The organism is Sedimentitalea sp. XS_ASV28, assembly GCF_041224545.1.
Lineage (GTDB): Bacteria > Pseudomonadota > Alphaproteobacteria > Rhodobacterales > Rhodobacteraceae > Sedimentitalea.
Map to the genome: position 1 here is coordinate 44083 of NZ_JBGFGP010000145.1, position 17195 is coordinate 61277.

A 17195-nucleotide genomic window follows, 5' to 3' on the forward strand; every position below is an offset into this window, starting at 1 on the left:
CACCAGCCCGCGGATGCGAGCAGGGCGAATGACGGGAAGGTAGACGCGCCATTAATTCAAATCTAATATTACGTATGACTTGTTAAAATTCAATCTGTGTATCATGCTTGATCTGTCTCATCTCCGCTGCTTTGTCGCCGTCGCATCCGAACTCCACTTTGGCAGGGCGGCCCAAAAGCTGCACATGACCCAGCCCCCGCTCAGCCGGCAGATCCGCCTGCTGGAAGAACGGCTAGGCCAGCGGCTTCTGGAGCGCAACAGTCAGACCGTCGAGCTCACCGCCGCCGGGTTGCGGTTCCTGCCGGAGGCGCAGTCTCTGCTGCAGCGTGCCCAGGATCTTGAGGCCATGATGAACGAAGCCGGCGATGAACCCGAAGGCCGTTTGCGCATGGGTTTCTACGGCGCTGCGAGTTTCTATCTTCTGCCCAGCATCATGGTGGCCATGGCCAAGCATTATCCACGCGTGACCCTGGAGTTGAAGGAACTGAACGCCTTGCAGCAGATCGATGCATTTGGCTTCGGTGACATCGACATCGGCCTGGCCCGGCCCACGTCGCTGACGCCGCGCCTCACGTCCAGCATCGTGCTGCGGGAAGACCTTCTCGTCGCGCTGCCCGATGATCACCCTTTGGCCACACGCGCGACCCTTCGACCGCAGGATCTGCAGGGCGAACCCTTTATCGCCTATGGCCCGAAGGGACCTTATATGCACTCGGTTCAACAAGCGATCTTCGCGCAGAACGCCGTTGCCCCAAAAATCATTCAGTCACTCGCCCATGCGGAGGGGATATTGTCGCTGGTCAGCGTGGGGCTCGGGCTGTCTGTTGTGTCCGGACATGCCATCTGTGTGCAACGCCGAAACGTTACCTTCCGCCCACTTGTCGAGAGCGGCACATCTCAGGCATTGACGCATATCGTGACACACCGCGAGACGCAGCGCCCGCTGGTGGATCAGATCACCCGCTTCATCTGCGAAGTTGGTCTGGCGCTGCCGCCCAGACTGCACCCCTGATCGGAGGCGTTCCGAGGCACTTTGGCCACTGGTCAGAGAGTTCAGACGCCCGCGCCGATCCACGCGTAAGATTTGGCAATGGTGGATCGAAGCGGAACGCACAAAGGCTCCGGGCCAGATCCTCGCCAAAAATGTCACTTACGCGTCGTCAGTTTACCTGCGCAAGCAAAGACGATCGTGCTCCCAACCACCGCGACCTCGCCGCAAGCGGTGCATTGATAATCAGCCATATGTGGCCCTCCTTCATCGTAATGCCCTGTTCGGTCTGGGTGCCGAAAATTGGGGCGGGGTTTCTGGCGAGGTCCGCTGCAAGCGGCCCTCTCCTGAAAGCCTGCCTCCCGGCGAGGGCAGGAGGGGGGCCCACGCAAGGTTGCTCGTAGGATCGATGGGGAGGGGGATCACCCGGCCACGCAGCTCGGCCCCCGGCCGAGACCGTGGTTGGGGAAACCCCTTCGATCCGTTAAGCGAGCGGCCTTGCGTGGGGGAACCGGCGGTTCCCTAAACGGACGCGCCCTGGCGCGGCCCATGGATGCAGGGGCCGTTTGGCGTTAGGGGCCCCCCTCCCGTGTGATCCCTGCGCGACCGCGCGGGGATCTCGATCGGTGACAATCAGACCGTCCTACACTCATACCGTGCGAGAGACCGCTAACCTAACAACAATCAGAGGCCACCAAGAAGACCAAGCTACAGGCATGACCCCGCCTGGAATCTTCATACACATTCAACTCAGACCGTGATAAGATCGGCTCCATGAACAAGAACACCGCTCTCAAAAGATCAGCGACCACAGGACGCTTCACGACCAAGCCGTTGGGCAAGGACAAGGCCACGAAGTTTGCCAAGGTTGAGGGTGTTGCGACCAGTTCAAAATCGGCCATGACGCTCAAGACCTATTCTGATCGTGGGCTCAAGGGCGATGCACTTCGTTCAGCGATTACCGGCTCGTTTACGACGAAAAAAGGAAGATGAGCCGGTACGACGTCTCCGAAGATCCACTCTGTTATCCCGGCACGGGTGTTCTACGAAACAAGGCAGACCTGATAGATCAAGATGAACTTGATCAATTCGAGCAACTTATGTTCCTGACCAGGTCCGAAGAGCCTTTGCCGGAAGGTGCGCTCGACTATGCCCACTACCGGGCCATCCACCACCATTTCTTCCAAGACGTCTACAGCTGGGCCGGAAAGCCTCGACAAATTCGCACAGCCAAGGGCGGAAATTGGTTTTGCTATCCAGAGTACATCGACACCGAGATGAACCGGATTTTTCGCGAACTCAGCGAAGAGAACCACCTAGCCGACACGACCAGTTTGCAGGACTTTGCCCTACGTGCAGCCCACTACATCGCCGACATAAACGCCGTCCATCCGTTCCGAGAGGGGAATGGGCGTTGCCAACTTACTTTACTCGATATCCTTATGCAGGTCGCGGGGCTTGAGATGATCGAGGATAATATTGATGAAGATGAGTTCATGCAGGCAATGATAGCGAGCTTTGCAGGGGACGAAAGCCCACTTGTGGACGCAATCATCAAGATGGCAGACTGACAGCGGCCAGCGCTAGCATCAAAGGCACGGCGCATACTTGAACAACTTCCGTGTCCATCATATCGCGATCTCTGGCACTCCGGCTGCCGTGAGGAGTTGGTAGAGCTCAGCGACGTTGTTTCGTTGGCCGCGTTGTTGGCAAAAAGCGAATATAGCGCGCTGCTTCGCACGGGAGAGGGCGACAAAAAAAGCGGCAACGCCTTCGGGGTCGCCGGGGGTATGGGCCCACCAGGCTCGGTCGTCGAGGCCCAAGAAAACTATCGTGTCGAATTCGAGCCCCTTGCTCTTATGGACTGTCATCATCGGGATCTGATTGACACCCTCGAACGCGTCCAAGCATGCAGTCCAATTCGGCGCGCCGTCGACAGATGCAAATAAATGAATGCAAAACGCTTCAAGTATGATCTTGAGCAGATCGCCAACGCCATACTCGGGATACGTGCGAGAGATCGCATCCAGGTCCAGGTAGTCGAATATCCGTGTGATGAAGTCGAGGGCGATTTGCTTCGATGGGGCAGTTGCCGCCATGTCGGTGCGCAATTTAGCGAGAAATGCGGTGAGTTCAGCCTCGACTCTGGTTGCGCGCGCGTCTTCATGGTTTCCAACGGCACGTAGTGCCAAGACAGACGTCGCGACCAGTTGCCAAGCAGCCGGTGCACGACGGGTCGCGCCAAGCCGAAAGATAGAGATCGCAAGGCGGGTCAACTCGTCGGAAAGCAAATCCTGAAGAGAGGTTTTCCCAAGTGCATGGCTCTCGTTGCGGATCTGCAGGCCATGAGCCGCAAAAGCTCCCGCGACTTCTTGCTCGTATTCATCGGATTTCTGCTTCACGAGGAGTGCGTAGTCGCGCGGTGCGCGGCCGCGTGAGACCATATCGTTGGCAATCCATTGAGCCAGGTGGGTAGCTTCCGCCTCCTTGGTCTGGCTGGTCCAGACCTGAGCCACGTCGCCATCGACTTGGCAGACAGTTTGAGCGACCATTGGGGCGGCATCCGGATCCAGCGCGCGCGCGACAACGTGCTGGATAGCGACCAGGTCGGGCGAGGAACGGAAGTTAAAGAGGAGGGGAAAGCGGGCGCCTCCGAAATCGGCCTGCAACCGCTGGAAAGCGTCATGGCGTGCGCCAGCGAAGACCATGATCCGCTGCTTGTCGTCACCGACGCCAGTGACAACTGTCTGTCCACCATGGAAGGCCGACAACAGAAAGTCGTATTGCGCGTAGGTGGTGTCTTGGAATTCATCGACAAACACGAAGGGATATGTGGCGACAAGCGCCCGACGGATGTGGGGATTGGCACGGAGCAGCAGCTCCGCGAGCCGATTGATGCCAACGAATGTGAGCGAAGAGGTTTGCCCAGGCCGCAATTGCGCTGCCCACCAGCGGGCGACGGCGAATTCAGCGGCATTTTGAGGCGCGATAGGCCCCATTGGCAGGCGATAACTACCAACGACCTTGGGTTCAAAGTTGCTTGGGCCATAGCCAGCGATTTCCGAATGCCATTCTGGCGGTGCATGGAGTCGGGCGGTTGTGAGGAAACCCTCAATCGCCTTGTGCTTTGGAAAGGCGATTTCATAAGGCCGGGTCGGGCGCCAGTCCGCCGGGATGGCGTTGAGAAAGCGATCCACCAGACTCTTGGTGAAAGCATCAAAAGTGACCGACACGAACCGGTTGGCAAACTCTGGTGGGCACCTTTGGCGGACACGCGCCGCGAGATTGTTAGCCGCATCTGTTTTGAAGGAAATCGCCAGCACGCGATGCGGCGCGCGGCAGAGGCCCGTCTCAAGCAGATAGTCGGCGCGTTGTGCCAGAAATTCGGTCTTGCCGGCGCCAGGACCAGCTACAACGCAAGCCGAGCTTGGGTAACGCAAGGCATTCCATGCCTCTGGTTCGAGATCATCAATGCCACTGGGGCGCCAGTCATCTGGTCGAATGAGGCGCATGGTCAGGCTGCGGGGGGAGGTGGCGGGGCAAGCCGCGCTGCAATCGAGGTAACGAGCGCGCGCAACTCTTCAGGAGCGGCGGCCGCGAGAGCAGCTGGCACTTGTCCACTCAGAACCCGAACGTGGGTGCTCGGCTTGCCGCGTCCTAAGAACAAGTAGCGATACCAACGCATCAAGACATCCTGGTCGGTGGCATAGAGATGAGGCAAACCGTCGTCGCCGAGCACCGCCGTGCGAGGCTCACCTGCGGGCGAAGGCCCATGGCGACCTGGCTCAACGATCTGGTAGGCGAGCGGTAGGGCCTTCAGCATCGAATAATCGAGATCGAGGGGCGCGCAGAAGAAGACGTTGAATTGGCGCAGCCAATTCATCCAGTTATTGATATTCTCAGTGTCCTCGACCGCCCACGCATCGAAAGCCGCGAGATTGGCATCTGGCCCCTTTGGGTCAAGATGCTTTCCAAAAATGTCCTGCGGCGCGACGTTATTTGCGAGCAACTGAGTACATGCAGTCTTGATACGTCCCCACCCACCACCAGCTCGCCCCCAATCAAGGTCCAGCAGCGTCGCGTATGGAATGTCGAGGTCGGTCAGCAGTCGCCAGAGATGGTTCACATGGCGCCCGCCCAATGGAACAACCGAGACGAAGGAACGATCAATGTCGAGACCCATTGCATCGGCGAGGCGCGGGAGAACGACTTCTTCGGATGCTCCTTCCCCAAACACGACGAAGCGCGCAAAATAAAGTTCGGGGTAGGTCCTGACCGCTTCACGAATGAACTTCGACGCCTCTTCCTCGCCAGTCGGCAGCTTAATCGGACGGATGTGAGCCGTGCGATCAAGAGGATCGAGGCGAAAATGTCGAACCTCGGCAGGGTCCACGCGGGCAAGGATGCTCGGAGAATGACTGGATACCACGGCCTGCGCCTGTGTCGATTTCGTCAGGTCTTTTACCTGACGAACGATGCGGGAGAGATAGAAGGGAGCAAGATTGTTTTCAGGCTCTTCAATCGCGATGAGGGTGAGCGCCGGCAGGGGAACGCCGCCAGCCTGGAACCCGGCACTCTCAGGATCTGCGGCGATTCCGGCTTCCACATCAAGAGCCGCAGCAGTCATAGCAAGGTGAAAGAGCGACCTTTGTCCGTCGCTCAAGTCATCAAAAGCTCGCTCCCGTCCGGCCTCGTCCGGGTGGAAGACCACTTCGACCTTACGGATGAATTGCTCAAAGCGGAGATCAAGTGGGCGGAAGACAGGCGTTGCGTCAGTTCCCGCAGTGTGCACTTCTTGCCACCGCCGAGTCACCGCGGCGGCAATGACATCAACGGCCGGCTCCACCCCAAATGCGCCGTTCAAGGTTGCGCCGGTGTTCGTGAATGCGTCGCGTACCCCTTGCGACCAGTTAATAGCACGCCACAACCTTCCCCGCAAAAATGCCGTCACCTGCGATGCGCCGTCTCGCGTCGCCGGCACGTAAAGCATTTGGATCCGCGCCCTGTCGGTTGCCTTCAGATCAATGCAGTCAGCGTCAGTGAACGCGCCGAAAGTTCTGATCGCCCAATATTTCTGTTCAACTGCACCATCGAGCGTACCATCATCGGTCCATGTCGCTTCAAGTCGAAGCCGGCATTTTAACTTTCCGGCTTCATCAGCGGCCATCTGGTGAAAGAATTCCGGAATTGCCACGCCATCGCCGCCGTCAGCATCTAGCTCTGGGAAGGCAATAATTGCCTCGAGAACGAGGTTCCGCTGAGCCGGCACGACCAATTCGGAAGTAGGGATGTGAAAATCCTCACGCCGCAGTCGTCTTTGATCGTTCGTCACTCCAAAGAGGCGCTGCAAGGCCTGCATCATGGCAGTCTTTCCTGCGCCATTGATGCCGACAAAAGCAGTGAGACGAGGGCCCAGATCAACGCTTGTCTCAAGTGGTCCGTAACAACGAAAATTCGTTAGAGTGAGTCTTTCAATAAACACGTAGTTTAATCCTTCCCCTACGAGATTCCTCGTTGCCGTCCCGATATGACTGCGAAATAAGATCGCGGCTTCATGCCGTGAACTCTTAGCCCGACAATGTCCGCACGGTCTGTATCGGCATGAAAAGGCGCAAAGGCTGATCTGGCAAAGGAATGAAGCCGAAGGATTCGTAGTATGCTTTTCGGCGCGCCACCGTTTCGGGGTTTCCGCAGTCGAACACATCGAGAAGGACAGCACAGGTTCCGATTTCGTCTGAGACGCGACCAATCCTGTTGAGCGCATCAGCAAGCAATGCGCTGCCCAAGCCCTTGCCCTGCATCGTTTGATCGACACCTATCATGGAAATGAACGCGGCTGGCAGCATGCCGTGCCTCGGTGCTTTCTTGGCCAATGCTTCCGGCATATCCTCTGCAACGACGGCATGCATGTTGATACCGTAGAACCCAAGGGTTTTGCGGTCCTCGTCGAGCACGACCCAGATCCGGACGACATCAGCCTTCGACCCCTTCTTGGCCGTCAGCTTCAGGTAATTGTCGATTTGAGGTACACCACAGGAAAAAGCCGTTCGATCCTGGCTCTTGGCATCGAACGGCTCGATTGTGAACTTGGTGTCTACGGCGGCGTCAGTCGGCATTCGCGATCAGCGTCTCGCGCAATGCAAAAGCCTGCTTCAACCGATTATTCGGCTTCGGAGGACTCACAAGAGCGCCAAAGAACGCAGCACGATCCGCCTCGCTCTCCAACGCCGTCAACTTGTGAGCTTCAATCGTGGTCTGCGCGGCCTTGTATGCAGCGCTCACAACAAAGGAGCTTACTTCAACACCGCTCAGGGTTGCTGCGCGACTGATCACATCCTTCACCGAAGGCTGTGTACGCGCTTCCAGCCGAGCGCTCTTGGGCTCGTCGACAGCGACAGTGCTATCCTCAAACGCCAACATGGTTGCCTCCTTGCTCCGAAACGACGTCAAGCGGCAAGACGCCGCTCACACGAAACTATGTACGGCATATCGTCGTACATGTCAAGTGTACGGCGAATTTCCGTACGTTAGGACGAAGCCTGGCTAACACATTCTCTGAGCGAGAGGCAAACTCACTTTTCTCGAACGGTCGTACCCGGGTTCGCCTTGCCATGCTTTGCCGTCACGAAGCGACCGGAAATTGCGCTCCGATAGCTGCCACCGGTAGAACCGCTCTTGCCAGGCGCTTCTTTTACCGTGGTGCGCGGATGTGACTTCCCATAAGTCTTTGTCACATACCGCCCCGATTTCGCGCTGCGATAGCTCCCGCTGTTGCCTTTGCCTGCCATCTGAATTCTCCTTCTCAAGTCTGGCGTGTTAGTAGTTCCTCCGAGGCGGAGGGCTGGTTGGGTTCCAAACAAACCGAAGAACCTCCGCTGGAGGCCTGCGGGTCTTCATTGCAAAATCCAGTAACTCAGAACCGGAGGCGTTCTTCTGGTCAGATGACCGACAGCATTGGGCGTATTTCCCGAATGGATGTTCACATCCGCAAAACTCATCGTCGCCGAGTTCGAGCAGTCTCTCAGCTGCAATCAGCACAGATTGCCGGCCGGGCCATTTTCCGTATTTCTCGAGGTAGAGATGTCGCACGGCCCAGAGGCTATAAAGGTCGAGCAGTCCGGTCACCGAACCGCCGGGAAGCCATGTCTTGTCTCGTGGCTCGAATGCGCAAATCGAGCCATCGGGAAAATTCGTATGCCTCGGCCCGATCCATGTTTTACTGACAGCAGTAGTCCAAAAGCCCCAGGCTCGAACCGGCCTTCTGGTGGTGTAGGGAAGTTGAATGGCAAATGCGGCTCGTCTACCTAGGCCTTCGATCAGATCGCTCTCAGTGAAGAGCCACATCTGCCTTTCTTGAGGAAACGCGAGCAGACCCGGGTACGCGTCCCGGCATTCCCCTATGCCTTCCGCATAGCGAGACCGTAGTCCTGGCTGGACGAACGGTGCTCCGGAAGCGGGCGCCCGGGATTGTCCGGTCGTCCCTTGCCATCCGGCGGGCCGTTCCCACGGTCGGGTTGCGGATCGTGTCGATTGGTGCCGTGCATCGGCTTTCTCCTGGCCCGAAGGTTTCAAGACAATCGAGGAGTTGTCGGGCCGAATGACCCCCCGATTGAACACCGTCGGCAGAATGCCGGCGTCGAGGCCTAAGCCGATGGCTTTAAGGTCGCCCTCAATGCTCTTCCTCATTCCTACCGCCCCTTTCCAGAAGCCCTCGGACCGAGGCCCGAACACTTGATGTTGTGCGACTCTGTGTTAAAAGCACACTATGGGAGGACTGCACGCCGTGTCAAGGCGTGCGATTAGCACGGCATTAACTTATGAAAACAGACAAGCAGGCTTTGATCAAAGCGCTGAAGAAAAAGCGCGAATCTGAAGGGCTTAGCATCAGGGCTCTATCAGAGCGCGTCGGCATCAGCTTTTCCTCACTGGCCCGGATTGAGCGCGGCGAGGGTGAACCCGACAACAATTCAACGATTCGGATTATCGAGTGGCTCGGTCCGGATGCCCAAGATGCTGGTCTATCCTTCGACAGTGTGGCGTTGGTTCACTTCCGCGCAGCGAAGAACGTCCAGTCAAAAACGGTACACTGCCTCTTGCAGGCGGCACAACAACTCGTACGAAACAACAGCAACGCGTTCCCTATCAGCGAGGACTTCGCCGAAACCGACTCTGAGTTGGCCGGGGCAGTCGCACTGTCCAAATCCGAGATGGAAGAAATGGCGAATGGACTGCGGGACGACTTGGAGGTTGCATTAGATGCGCCCCTCGACGCGCTGAACATTCGAATTGATGGCGTGGATGTTTACACAATCTCCGATGTCCATGGCCTTGGTGCCGAAAGCGCGAAGTTCTTGCTTGGACAAGGCGGCCGCGAATGGTCAGCCATGAGCGTACCTCTCGACATGACAGAGGATAGGTGGGCAATTTTGCGGAACGACAGTCACACACCGGAACGTCAGAAAGTTACATATTTGGAAGAGTGCTGGCACATCCTCCTCGGACACAAACTGACCCGGATTGCCAAAGTCGCCGACGCGTTCGGTCGGACGTATGATAGCACTGAAGAACACGACGCGTTCTATCTCGCTTCCGCGACCATGCTCCCCGAAACCGAAGTGAGATCCCAGGTCACTGCAGGGAAGTCAGCCGCTGAGATTGCCGCTTGGTTCGGCACTTCTCCAGAACTGGTTGAGTATCGCATCAAGCGTCTGGGACTTTGGCGCGTCTACAAGAACAAGGGCGTTGAACTAAACGACTAGACTTCGGTTATCTCCTCATCAGAAGCAGCATCAATCGCTACTTGCTCATGTCGGAGAATCCCGCATCCTCCAGTTGCTCTCGATCGGGAAGATCGCGCAGGCTCGCCAACCCGAAGGCGACAAGGAACTGCGTGGTGGTGACGAAGGTATAGGGCGCCCCGCGACGCGGCGCCCTTGGCCCGGTCCCGATCAGCTCTCGTTCATGCAGCCGCCCGATCAGGTCGCGGCTGATCTCCTTGCCGAAGATGTCCTTCAGCCCGTCGCGGGTGATCGGCTGGTTGTACGCGATGGCCGCCAGCACCGCGACGTCGAATCCGCTCAGGTCCAGCAACTGGTCGCCGACATCCGCCGCAGCGCGGATCGCGGGGGCGTAGGCCGCCCGCGTCCGGAACATCCAGCCACCGGCGACACGGGCGATCTCGAAGGCCCGACCCTCAAGATTGGCGCTAAGATCCTCGACCAGCAGATCGACCGACACCCCCTGCCCCACGACCCGCGCCAGATCTTCGCGCGGCACCGGCGAGGCGCTGGCAAACAGCACCGCCTCGATCCGGCGCATCCATTCGCGCCACCTCAGCTCCGGCGGCAGGTCGGACAACTCGCGGTCAAGCTCCGGCTCCGATCTGTCCTTCGCCATCTCTACACCCCGTAGAGCCGGAAGGTGTCGCGGCCCGTCAGCTCGCGCACCGCACCAAGATCGACCAGACGGTCGCACAGCCGCCGCGCGGCACGATCCGGCAGGGGTAGTGCTGCGGGCGCAACAGCGTCGCGGGTCAGCAACATCTCAACAGCGGCGCCCGCCGCCTTTGCCCGCAGCTTCGGGGTGACCGCCTCCAGATGCGCCGCCCGGCGGGTGAGGTCGGCAGCGAGACGCAGCGCTTCGACCGCCGAAGTCAGAAGCGCGCGATGGCAGGCCAGCCGCAGGTCATCACCCTGCTTCCGCAGATCGGCGCGTTTCAGGCCCGCGGCCAGCAGCGGGACCACATGGGCCCAACCAAGCGCCTGCGCGAGGGCGGCATCGGCCAGCACCAGCGCCGGCGCGCGCGGGGCATCGGACTGCACCGCCTCCAGAACCATCGCCGCACGGGTCACCGGCGCTCCGCGTCCCGCGTCGAGCCATATGGCGATCTGCCCCGGCTCAATGCCCGGCAGCGCGCGGGCCAGCGCCTTGACCGAGAGGGGCCGCTCCGCAGCCCGCCGCCATTCAAGGCAGGTTTCGCCTGCCGGTCCGGGCAGGTCGCCGGGGCGCAGAAGGTGGATCGCATCGCGCAGCTCTGCGGCCCGCTCCGGGCGCCCGGAAAACGCGACGCAAGCCTCCGCCGCCCGCAACGCCAGCCTGTCCCGCAGCAAGGCCCGGGGCACCTCCTCGCGTTCCAGCACAAAGTGCAGATGGCTCAGCGCCGCACCTGAAAAGAACGCAACATCTTCAAAGGTTTCCGCGCGCACGGAAGAGGCCCAGGAGGGTATCCTGGACGGGGTGCCAAGGGCGCTGAGGGGATCCGGCCGGGCAAATGTCATGGCCGCAGCCTACAGGTGCGCGGCGCTTTTGGCTATAGAATACCAACCTAAGCGCCCCAGCTTGCCGATTGCAATTATGTCCAATAAGTTTGCATTATCGAACATAAATAAGTATGCTGGAAATCAGTTCAATGTCGTTTTAGTTTCATGGGTGGATTCGGCCGAAATTGCCTCTCTCGTCGAGGAAATTTCCATTTAACCGGTGGACTGCCTCTTGCTCAATCTGTGGACTCGTTCCGCTCCAGCGTCAATCGTGCACTTTCCTTTGCCGTTCCGTAGATCCCGCCCATCCGTGAGCCACGGCAATAGTGCGACACGCAGGAACAGGACGAGGGCGGCCTCCGGCAGGACCGCGCCGGGCACCAGATCCGCTCCGAAGAGATCATGTAGGATCATCAGCGTCAGAGCCCGCCAGCGCACTGTTAGGTGCTGAAGAGGCGCAGGCCGACCGACGGCCGCACGGGCCTTGTAGGGACAATTCCATCCAGGTTCATCGCACCAGAGCGCGAGAACAGGCCGGGCCGCCCCGTCGCGATCGAGCGGCGCCCACAGAGTGCGAATTCCACGCTCGAGTCGATCGAGACGGCCTGAGTCCCCTCTGACGATTTCGCTGATCTGGCGTTGGAGCTCGGGGACACCTGCGGCGAAATCCGCCTTCAAAGGGTCCGCTGCCTCCCCCACCGGTCAAAACGGCATCACACTTGCGACAGAAGGGGCGCAGCAGGCCATTCAGCATATCCGGCGCCACATCGTCAACCTGCCGTGCGCCTACGTCTCTACCCCCCTGTCCCGCCAGGTACACCATCATCTCAAGAGGCTCCGACCCGTAGCGCGCGGCAACGTCTTCGTCGAACGGCTGTGGCGAACGATCAAATACGAGGAGGTGTATCTGCGCGCATACGACGGCGTCTCGGCTGCGCGTGAAAGCCTGCGCCGGTATCTGGTGTTCTACAACGGTAGGAGACCGCATTCATCGCTGGACGGGCAAACACCCGATCAGGCATATCTCAACCCGTTACGACCAATCCCGGCCGCAGCTTAACCAAGCGGAAAATCTACTTACGAAATAACCCGAAACTGTTCAAATAAAACGAACCACCTATCACACACACTGAATCGGTTTCAGAAATGCGACACGGGCAACCTCTTGAAAAGAAATGGAGCGCAGTCTCAGAAATTTCGGCAGATCGACATCGTGCCCAACTCGCCGCTCGAGGCGCTGTACAGGCGCATCACGCGCAATCGTGTCACGGGACAACTGGAGCAGGAGATTTCAGAGACCGAACTGATGCCTCTCTACGATATTTCGCGCGGGACGGTTCGAAAGCTGTTGATGCGGTTATTCGCAGAAAGTCTTGCACGGCGACAACGGGGCATAACTGGCGGTTCGCCGACATGCTAAACGACGAAACCGAGGCGGAAAGCTACGAGCTCCGCCAGTTGGTGGAATGCGCATCGCTGCTGTTGCCGCGTTTTACCTTCGACGCAGAAGAGGCCGCGATGATGGGATGTGCCCACGAGAAAATCGTCGCGGGTAGCTTCTACGGAAACGTGTGGTTCCGCGCGAACGCCGAGTCCCACGAAAGCCTGGTCGGGTTCTCTCGCAACCAGTTCGCCGTTCAGCTTATTCATCAGCAGAACAGCCTTAGCCGGGTGGGTGAAGCCGCGACATTCCAAACGCTTCCGTTCGCGCGCGTGCGCCAGTCCCGTCAGGAGCACATGGATATTCTCGATGCCGCTGAATCAGGCGATCTGCAATGGGCAGCAGCGCTATTGAAGCGCCACCTTCAGGCCGTAGCGACGTTCAGACACGACAATACCGAATGAAAAAATGCAGCGATCCGCTGCCACGAGAATACAACAAAAGAGGATCAGAAGTTGGAATTCATCAGCTTCGAAGAAGAACTGCGCACAATCGCTATCCCGTCCGGCCGAAAAAATCGACGGCGTACTGGCTGAGAACTATCGTACCGAGCTATGGTGAACCGGCCCCTGCCCTTTTCGGATTGCCAGTTGGCAATATTCCGATTTCTTCAATAAATGCCGTAAGTTGCCGATCAGACAGGGTTCGCTTCAGCGTATTTGCGGAAAAATGCGAGAAAGGCGCGGTCGGGGTCTCCAGACGGCCCCTTGTCCTGCGCCCAGCTGCGCCACTCCCCTTCGACAAAATAGATGTCATAGCCGGGGAACCGCAGCTTGGCGGTCTCGTACGTCTGGGTCTTGAGCGATGCCCCCTGCCGATCCAACCACCCCGGACGCGGCCTCAGCCGGGGTGATGGCGCAACCTCCTCTGCCCTGCCCTCCGCACGGGCACGACGACCGGGCGATGCGAACTGCAACGCGCGCTCGGCCTTGCCCGTTGCCTCGCCATCCTTACGCCACCAGCGCAGCTCGACATGCGTCACGCTGCGCCCGGTCTTGATCGGCAACACTTCGACCATGTAGTCGGACAGCGCCGAAACCTCCGCAACCGCTGGATCGATCGCGCGCATTCGCATGTTGGACCATGACGTCAGCTTGCCCTTGGGCACCCCAAGCACCCCGCGCAGCGCCTCGAGAGAGAATTTCTCTGACGATCGCCAACGCAGTTTGCCCCGCTTTTGCACCATCTCGTACAGCGTCAGGGCATATTTGGAGCTAAGCGCAAACATTACCTCGCGCTGCAGGCGTGCAAAGATGGTCGAGTTCGAGATGATCTTGCGCAGCCGCGGCGGTATCTCGTATTCCAACAACCCGTCCGACCGGGCCATCTCGAGGTTGCCGCCCAGCAGCTGTACCCGCTCGATAGCAGCCTTGCCTTCCCAGACGGCCTCCACCTTGACGATGGCGGACATCAGGCGTTCGATGCTTTCACCCACCCGGTCGTTGGAATTGTGCGAACCGCGCAGTTCAGACTTGGCGATGACATGCAGCACCGGCTTGTCGATCGCCTCCCAGGCGTTCTCCAGCAACTGGTTGTAGATGCGCCGATCCGTGAGCGTCAGCGGGGTGACTTCGATCAGATCCACCAGCTCGCCGGGCTTGACCAGCGATTCGCGGCTTGGCCGGGCGTCAACGGTGCGGTAAGGTTTGGTTGGCTTGGACATTCTGCGCGATTCCATACCTCTTTTTCTTACATTTGTATCCGCAGGAAAGTAATTTGACAATATCGGGCGAGAGCGGAAGCCACCCAGAATGTAAGCGCAACGCAGTAGTCGTTAACGGCTTCTGATTCGCAGACCCCTGCAAATCAAGTGTTTTTGTCGCCCCCGATTCGCCCCCTGCCCTCTCACCCGAAACGTAAGTTTTAGGCATGCAAAATGTAGCGTCAGCCATCCCCATCCGTAGCGCGAACTATCCCGGAAAGTACGCCGAACCATCCCGATATGTAGTCTAAACTAACCGAACTGCCCTGTTTTCCAAGGCTGGCAGGCCCCCTGAACAAATGAAATCTTGAATCAAGAACCTTTTTGTTTTTTCATTTTTTGGTTTGAGATTTATCTTCAATCCGACCGTCCCACACAAAACCTTACCTTTGGGGCGCGGATAGCGTAGTAATCGAGCTCAATCTCCGAACTTCAATGCCAACACCAATCACTTCCGGTGATTGAAGCACAACAGCGCAAGGTTCGGTTTTGGAGCAAACATGCTGAAATATTCGCACTTGAGCGGATTGACCCAAACGTGCATTCTGACGCCAACTATAACCTAGAGCAGCGCACGTACTATGCAGGATTTCCCTGTCTCGCTAGACGAGATCAACAACCTCGCCCGCCGAGCCGATACCGTGATCCAGCGGCTGCGTGAACGGGTATTTTCACCCGGTGCGCAGAAAAGCCTCGGCGTCAGGTTCAATGTACGCACAGCCGCCGAAATGACCGGTCGGACGGAAAAGGCTATTCGAGACGCCGAGGCGGACGGCCGGCTGCCGACCCCAGAAAAAGACCCCGATACGGGTCGGCGGACGGGTTATAACCTCGAGGAGGTAAACCGGATGCGCGAGGTGTTCGGAACCCTGCCCCACCGCGCACCTGGTGATCCGGCGACAGTGCTGGCCGTACAGAACTTCAAGGGTGGCGTTGGCAAATCCACCGTTGTCGTTCATCTTGCGCAGTTCCTCGCTTTGCGCGGCTACCGCGTATGCGTGATCGACTGCGACAGCCAAGGCTCCACGACCTCGATCTTCGGTCTGAACCCGGACGTCGATGTGGATGAGGACGAGGATACGCTCTATCCCTTCTTCCGCCACGGCGGGCCCACCACTTTGCACTACGCTCTGCGTGCGACCTATTGGCCGGGGATCGCGATGATCCCCGCGAACCTCGGGTTATACGATGCCGAGTACGAATTCGCCGCCCGCATGGTGCGCGAACAGAATTTCGTGCTCGACCGTCTGCGCGATGGGATAGAGACGATTTCCGACCAGTTCGATGTCATCCTGCTGGACCCGCCTCCGGCGCTCGGGATGATCTCTCTTTCGGTGTTGCGCGCGGCGAATGCACTGCTGATCCCGGCGCCGCCGAACAACATCGATTTCGGCTCTACCGCGCACTTTCTGAAGATGATGGGCGCCACGCTGAACGAGCTTTCCGAACACGGGGGTGCGCGTGGCTATCATTTCGTCAAGATTCTTGCGACCAAGATGAACGATCAGAAAAGCGCGCACCAAGCGATCAAGCGGGTGATGGAGGCGGTGTTTCCGCAGGACGTCCTGCAGGCTGTATTGAAGGACAGTGCCGAAATCGACAACGCGACAGCCAATCTGATGACCGTGTACGAAATGACCGGACCCGCCACCCGAACCGAGACGCACAAGCGCTGCCGAGTCTACCTGGACGCGGTGGGCCGTGAAGTTGAAACCCTGATCCGCAAGACATGGCCCAGCCATCACGCGGTGCTGAGGAAGGAAGGCATTCTGTGAGCAAGCGACACGATGCAGTTTTCGACGACGTTCTGAAAGACCTTGGAGACGCTACGCCGGTTCGCGACAGGTCAGGCGCGCGGTTTCTGAAGCGGTCAAACACGCTGGCCGATCAGGCGACCGGCCAGCGACAGGAAAAGGTGTTGCGGCTGGTCGATCCTGTGCGCTGCGTTATGTGGGAAGGTCACAACCGCGCCTACGACCTACTGACCGAGGAAAATTGCCGCGACCTGATCGACGGGATCCTCAGCCAGGGGCAGCAGGAATTTCCGGCCATCGTCCGGCGCCGACCGGACGGGCAGGGGGCAGAGTTCGAGGTAATCTGCGGCGCGCGTCGGCACTTCGCAATTTCCTGGTTGCGGGCCAACAACTATCCCAAGTTCGAATACCTGATCGAAGAGCGTGAGTTGACCGACGAAGAGGCGTTCCGCCTTGCTGATATCGAGAACCGCGACCGCGAGGATATTTCGGACCTTGAACGCGCGCGCGATTATGCCAAGGCCGTGGAGGCCTATTACGGCGGCAAGCAGAATGTGATGGCCGAGCGCCTGCAGGTATCAGCGGGCTGGCTGTCGCGGTATCTGCAGCTGGCGCGGCTGGACGACCGGATCGTGCGCGCCTTTGGCAGCATCCGCGAAATCAGGGAATTGCATGCCCGCCAGCTGAAACCCCTGATGGCCACGGATGCCGGTCGTCAGGCGATGTTGGCGGAGGCCGATGCCATCGCGGCGGCGGAGGGCACGTTGCCTGCCGCCAAGGTCATGGCACGCCTGCGCGCGGCGGCGCTGCCGCGCAAGGAACGGAAGGCGGCTGACGAGGTCTATCGCAGGCACCCGGAAGAAGGAGGGGTGCAGGTGCGGCGGAAGGGGCGGCGCATTCAGCTGGAATTCGACAAGGAGCTTGGTGGCAAATCGCTGCGCATGGCGCTCGAGGCGTTCATGAAAGCGCACGAGGCGGCGAAGGGTTGATTGCCAATTGGCAATATCTGGAAAAATCATGATAGGTCAACGGTTTAGAAAGAGTGGGTAGG

General features: G+C 58.9%; 15 protein-coding genes and 1 pseudogene. 8 read left to right on the plus strand and 8 right to left on the minus strand.

All coding sequences use genetic code 11. The annotated features are described in order from the left end of the window. Positions 1-103: 103 nt before the first annotated feature. The 3 genes from AB9K34_RS14215 (at position 104) to AB9K34_RS14225 (ending at position 2559) form a co-directional block, all read left to right on the plus strand. Complete coding sequence (locus tag AB9K34_RS14215) at positions 104-1012, plus strand: LysR substrate-binding domain-containing protein (protein WP_369955089.1); 909 nt, start codon at positions 104-106, stop codon at positions 1010-1012. Between the two features lie 750 nt (positions 1013-1762). Further along, positions 1763-1981: a hypothetical protein gene (locus AB9K34_RS14220; protein ID WP_369955090.1), complete on the plus strand. Its 219-nt coding sequence runs from the start codon at positions 1763-1765 to the stop codon at positions 1979-1981. Beyond that, positions 1978-2559 carry a Fic/DOC family protein gene (locus AB9K34_RS14225; RefSeq protein WP_369955091.1) on the plus strand — a complete coding sequence of 194 codons (582 nt, stop codon included), beginning with the start codon at positions 1978-1980 and terminating at the stop codon, positions 2557-2559. The genes AB9K34_RS14220 and AB9K34_RS14225 overlap by 4 nt, the downstream gene beginning before the upstream one ends. 57 nt (positions 2560-2616) lie before the next feature. On the opposite strand, the gene AB9K34_RS14230 is transcribed toward AB9K34_RS14225, so the two are convergent. From AB9K34_RS14230 to AB9K34_RS14250, 5 genes are all read right to left on the minus strand, one after another. After that, positions 2617-4500, minus strand: coding sequence for a UvrD-helicase domain-containing protein (locus AB9K34_RS14230; protein WP_369955092.1), 1884 nt, complete (start codon positions 4498-4500; stop codon positions 2617-2619). A 2-nt stretch (positions 4501-4502) separates the two neighbouring features. Further along, a complete protein-coding gene (locus AB9K34_RS14235; protein ID WP_369955093.1) occupies positions 4503-6470 on the minus strand; it encodes an ATP-dependent endonuclease in 1968 nt (655 codons plus the stop codon). A gap of 85 nt (positions 6471-6555) precedes the next feature. Then, positions 6556-7104 carry a GNAT family N-acetyltransferase gene (locus tag AB9K34_RS14240; RefSeq protein ID WP_369955094.1) on the minus strand — a complete coding sequence of 183 codons (549 nt, stop codon included), beginning with the start codon at positions 7102-7104 and terminating at the stop codon, positions 6556-6558. Then, positions 7094-7408 (minus strand): DUF1778 domain-containing protein, encoded by a 315-nt coding sequence (locus tag AB9K34_RS14245; protein ID WP_369955095.1) that lies wholly within the window; start codon positions 7406-7408, stop codon positions 7094-7096. Before AB9K34_RS14245 ends, AB9K34_RS14240 begins: the two co-directional genes overlap by 11 nt. Before the next feature lie 152 nt (positions 7409-7560). Then, complete coding sequence (locus tag AB9K34_RS14250; RefSeq protein ID WP_369955096.1) at positions 7561-7776, minus strand: hypothetical protein; 216 nt, start codon at positions 7774-7776, stop codon at positions 7561-7563. A gap of 1029 nt (positions 7777-8805) precedes the next feature. Between AB9K34_RS14250 and AB9K34_RS14255 the strand changes: the two genes are divergently transcribed. Further along, positions 8806-9747 carry an ImmA/IrrE family metallo-endopeptidase gene (locus AB9K34_RS14255; RefSeq protein WP_369955097.1) on the plus strand — a complete coding sequence of 314 codons (942 nt, stop codon included), beginning with the start codon at positions 8806-8808 and terminating at the stop codon, positions 9745-9747. Between the two features lie 37 nt (positions 9748-9784). Here the strand turns inward: AB9K34_RS14255 and AB9K34_RS14260 are convergent, their stop codons facing one another. Then, a complete protein-coding gene (locus AB9K34_RS14260) occupies positions 9785-10384 on the minus strand; it encodes an SMC-Scp complex subunit ScpB (RefSeq protein ID WP_369955098.1) in 600 nt (199 codons plus the stop codon). Positions 10385-10386: 2 nt separating this feature from the next. Then, positions 10387-11265, minus strand: a complete 879-nt coding sequence (locus AB9K34_RS14265) for a DUF1403 family protein (protein ID WP_369955099.1) — start codon at positions 11263-11265, stop codon at positions 10387-10389. Between the two features lie 832 nt (positions 11266-12097). Here AB9K34_RS14265 and AB9K34_RS14270 point away from each other — a divergent pair. Both AB9K34_RS14270 and AB9K34_RS14275 read left to right on the plus strand, forming a co-directional pair. Next, positions 12098-12307, plus strand: a pseudogene (locus tag AB9K34_RS14270) (integrase core domain-containing protein); the annotation flags it as partial. Positions 12308-12660: 353 nt separating this feature from the next. After that, the gene (locus AB9K34_RS14275; protein ID WP_369955100.1) at positions 12661-13092 is read left to right on the plus strand and encodes an FCD domain-containing protein; all 432 of its coding nucleotides are present in this window, start codon (positions 12661-12663) and stop codon (positions 13090-13092) included. 230 nt (positions 13093-13322) lie between these two features. Here AB9K34_RS14275 and AB9K34_RS14280 read toward each other — a convergent pair whose 3' ends face one another. After that, complete coding sequence (locus tag AB9K34_RS14280; protein ID WP_369955101.1) at positions 13323-14351, minus strand: replication initiation protein; 1029 nt, start codon at positions 14349-14351, stop codon at positions 13323-13325. A 620-nt stretch (positions 14352-14971) separates the two neighbouring features. Here AB9K34_RS14280 and AB9K34_RS14285 point away from each other — a divergent pair. Further along, the gene (locus tag AB9K34_RS14285; RefSeq protein WP_369955102.1) at positions 14972-16165 is read left to right on the plus strand and encodes an AAA family ATPase; all 1194 of its coding nucleotides are present in this window, start codon (positions 14972-14974) and stop codon (positions 16163-16165) included. Further along, positions 16162-17133, plus strand: a complete 972-nt coding sequence (locus tag AB9K34_RS14290; protein ID WP_369955103.1) for a ParB/RepB/Spo0J family partition protein — start codon at positions 16162-16164, stop codon at positions 17131-17133. Before AB9K34_RS14285 ends, AB9K34_RS14290 begins: the two co-directional genes overlap by 4 nt. The last annotated feature ends 62 nt before the right edge of the window (positions 17134-17195 follow it).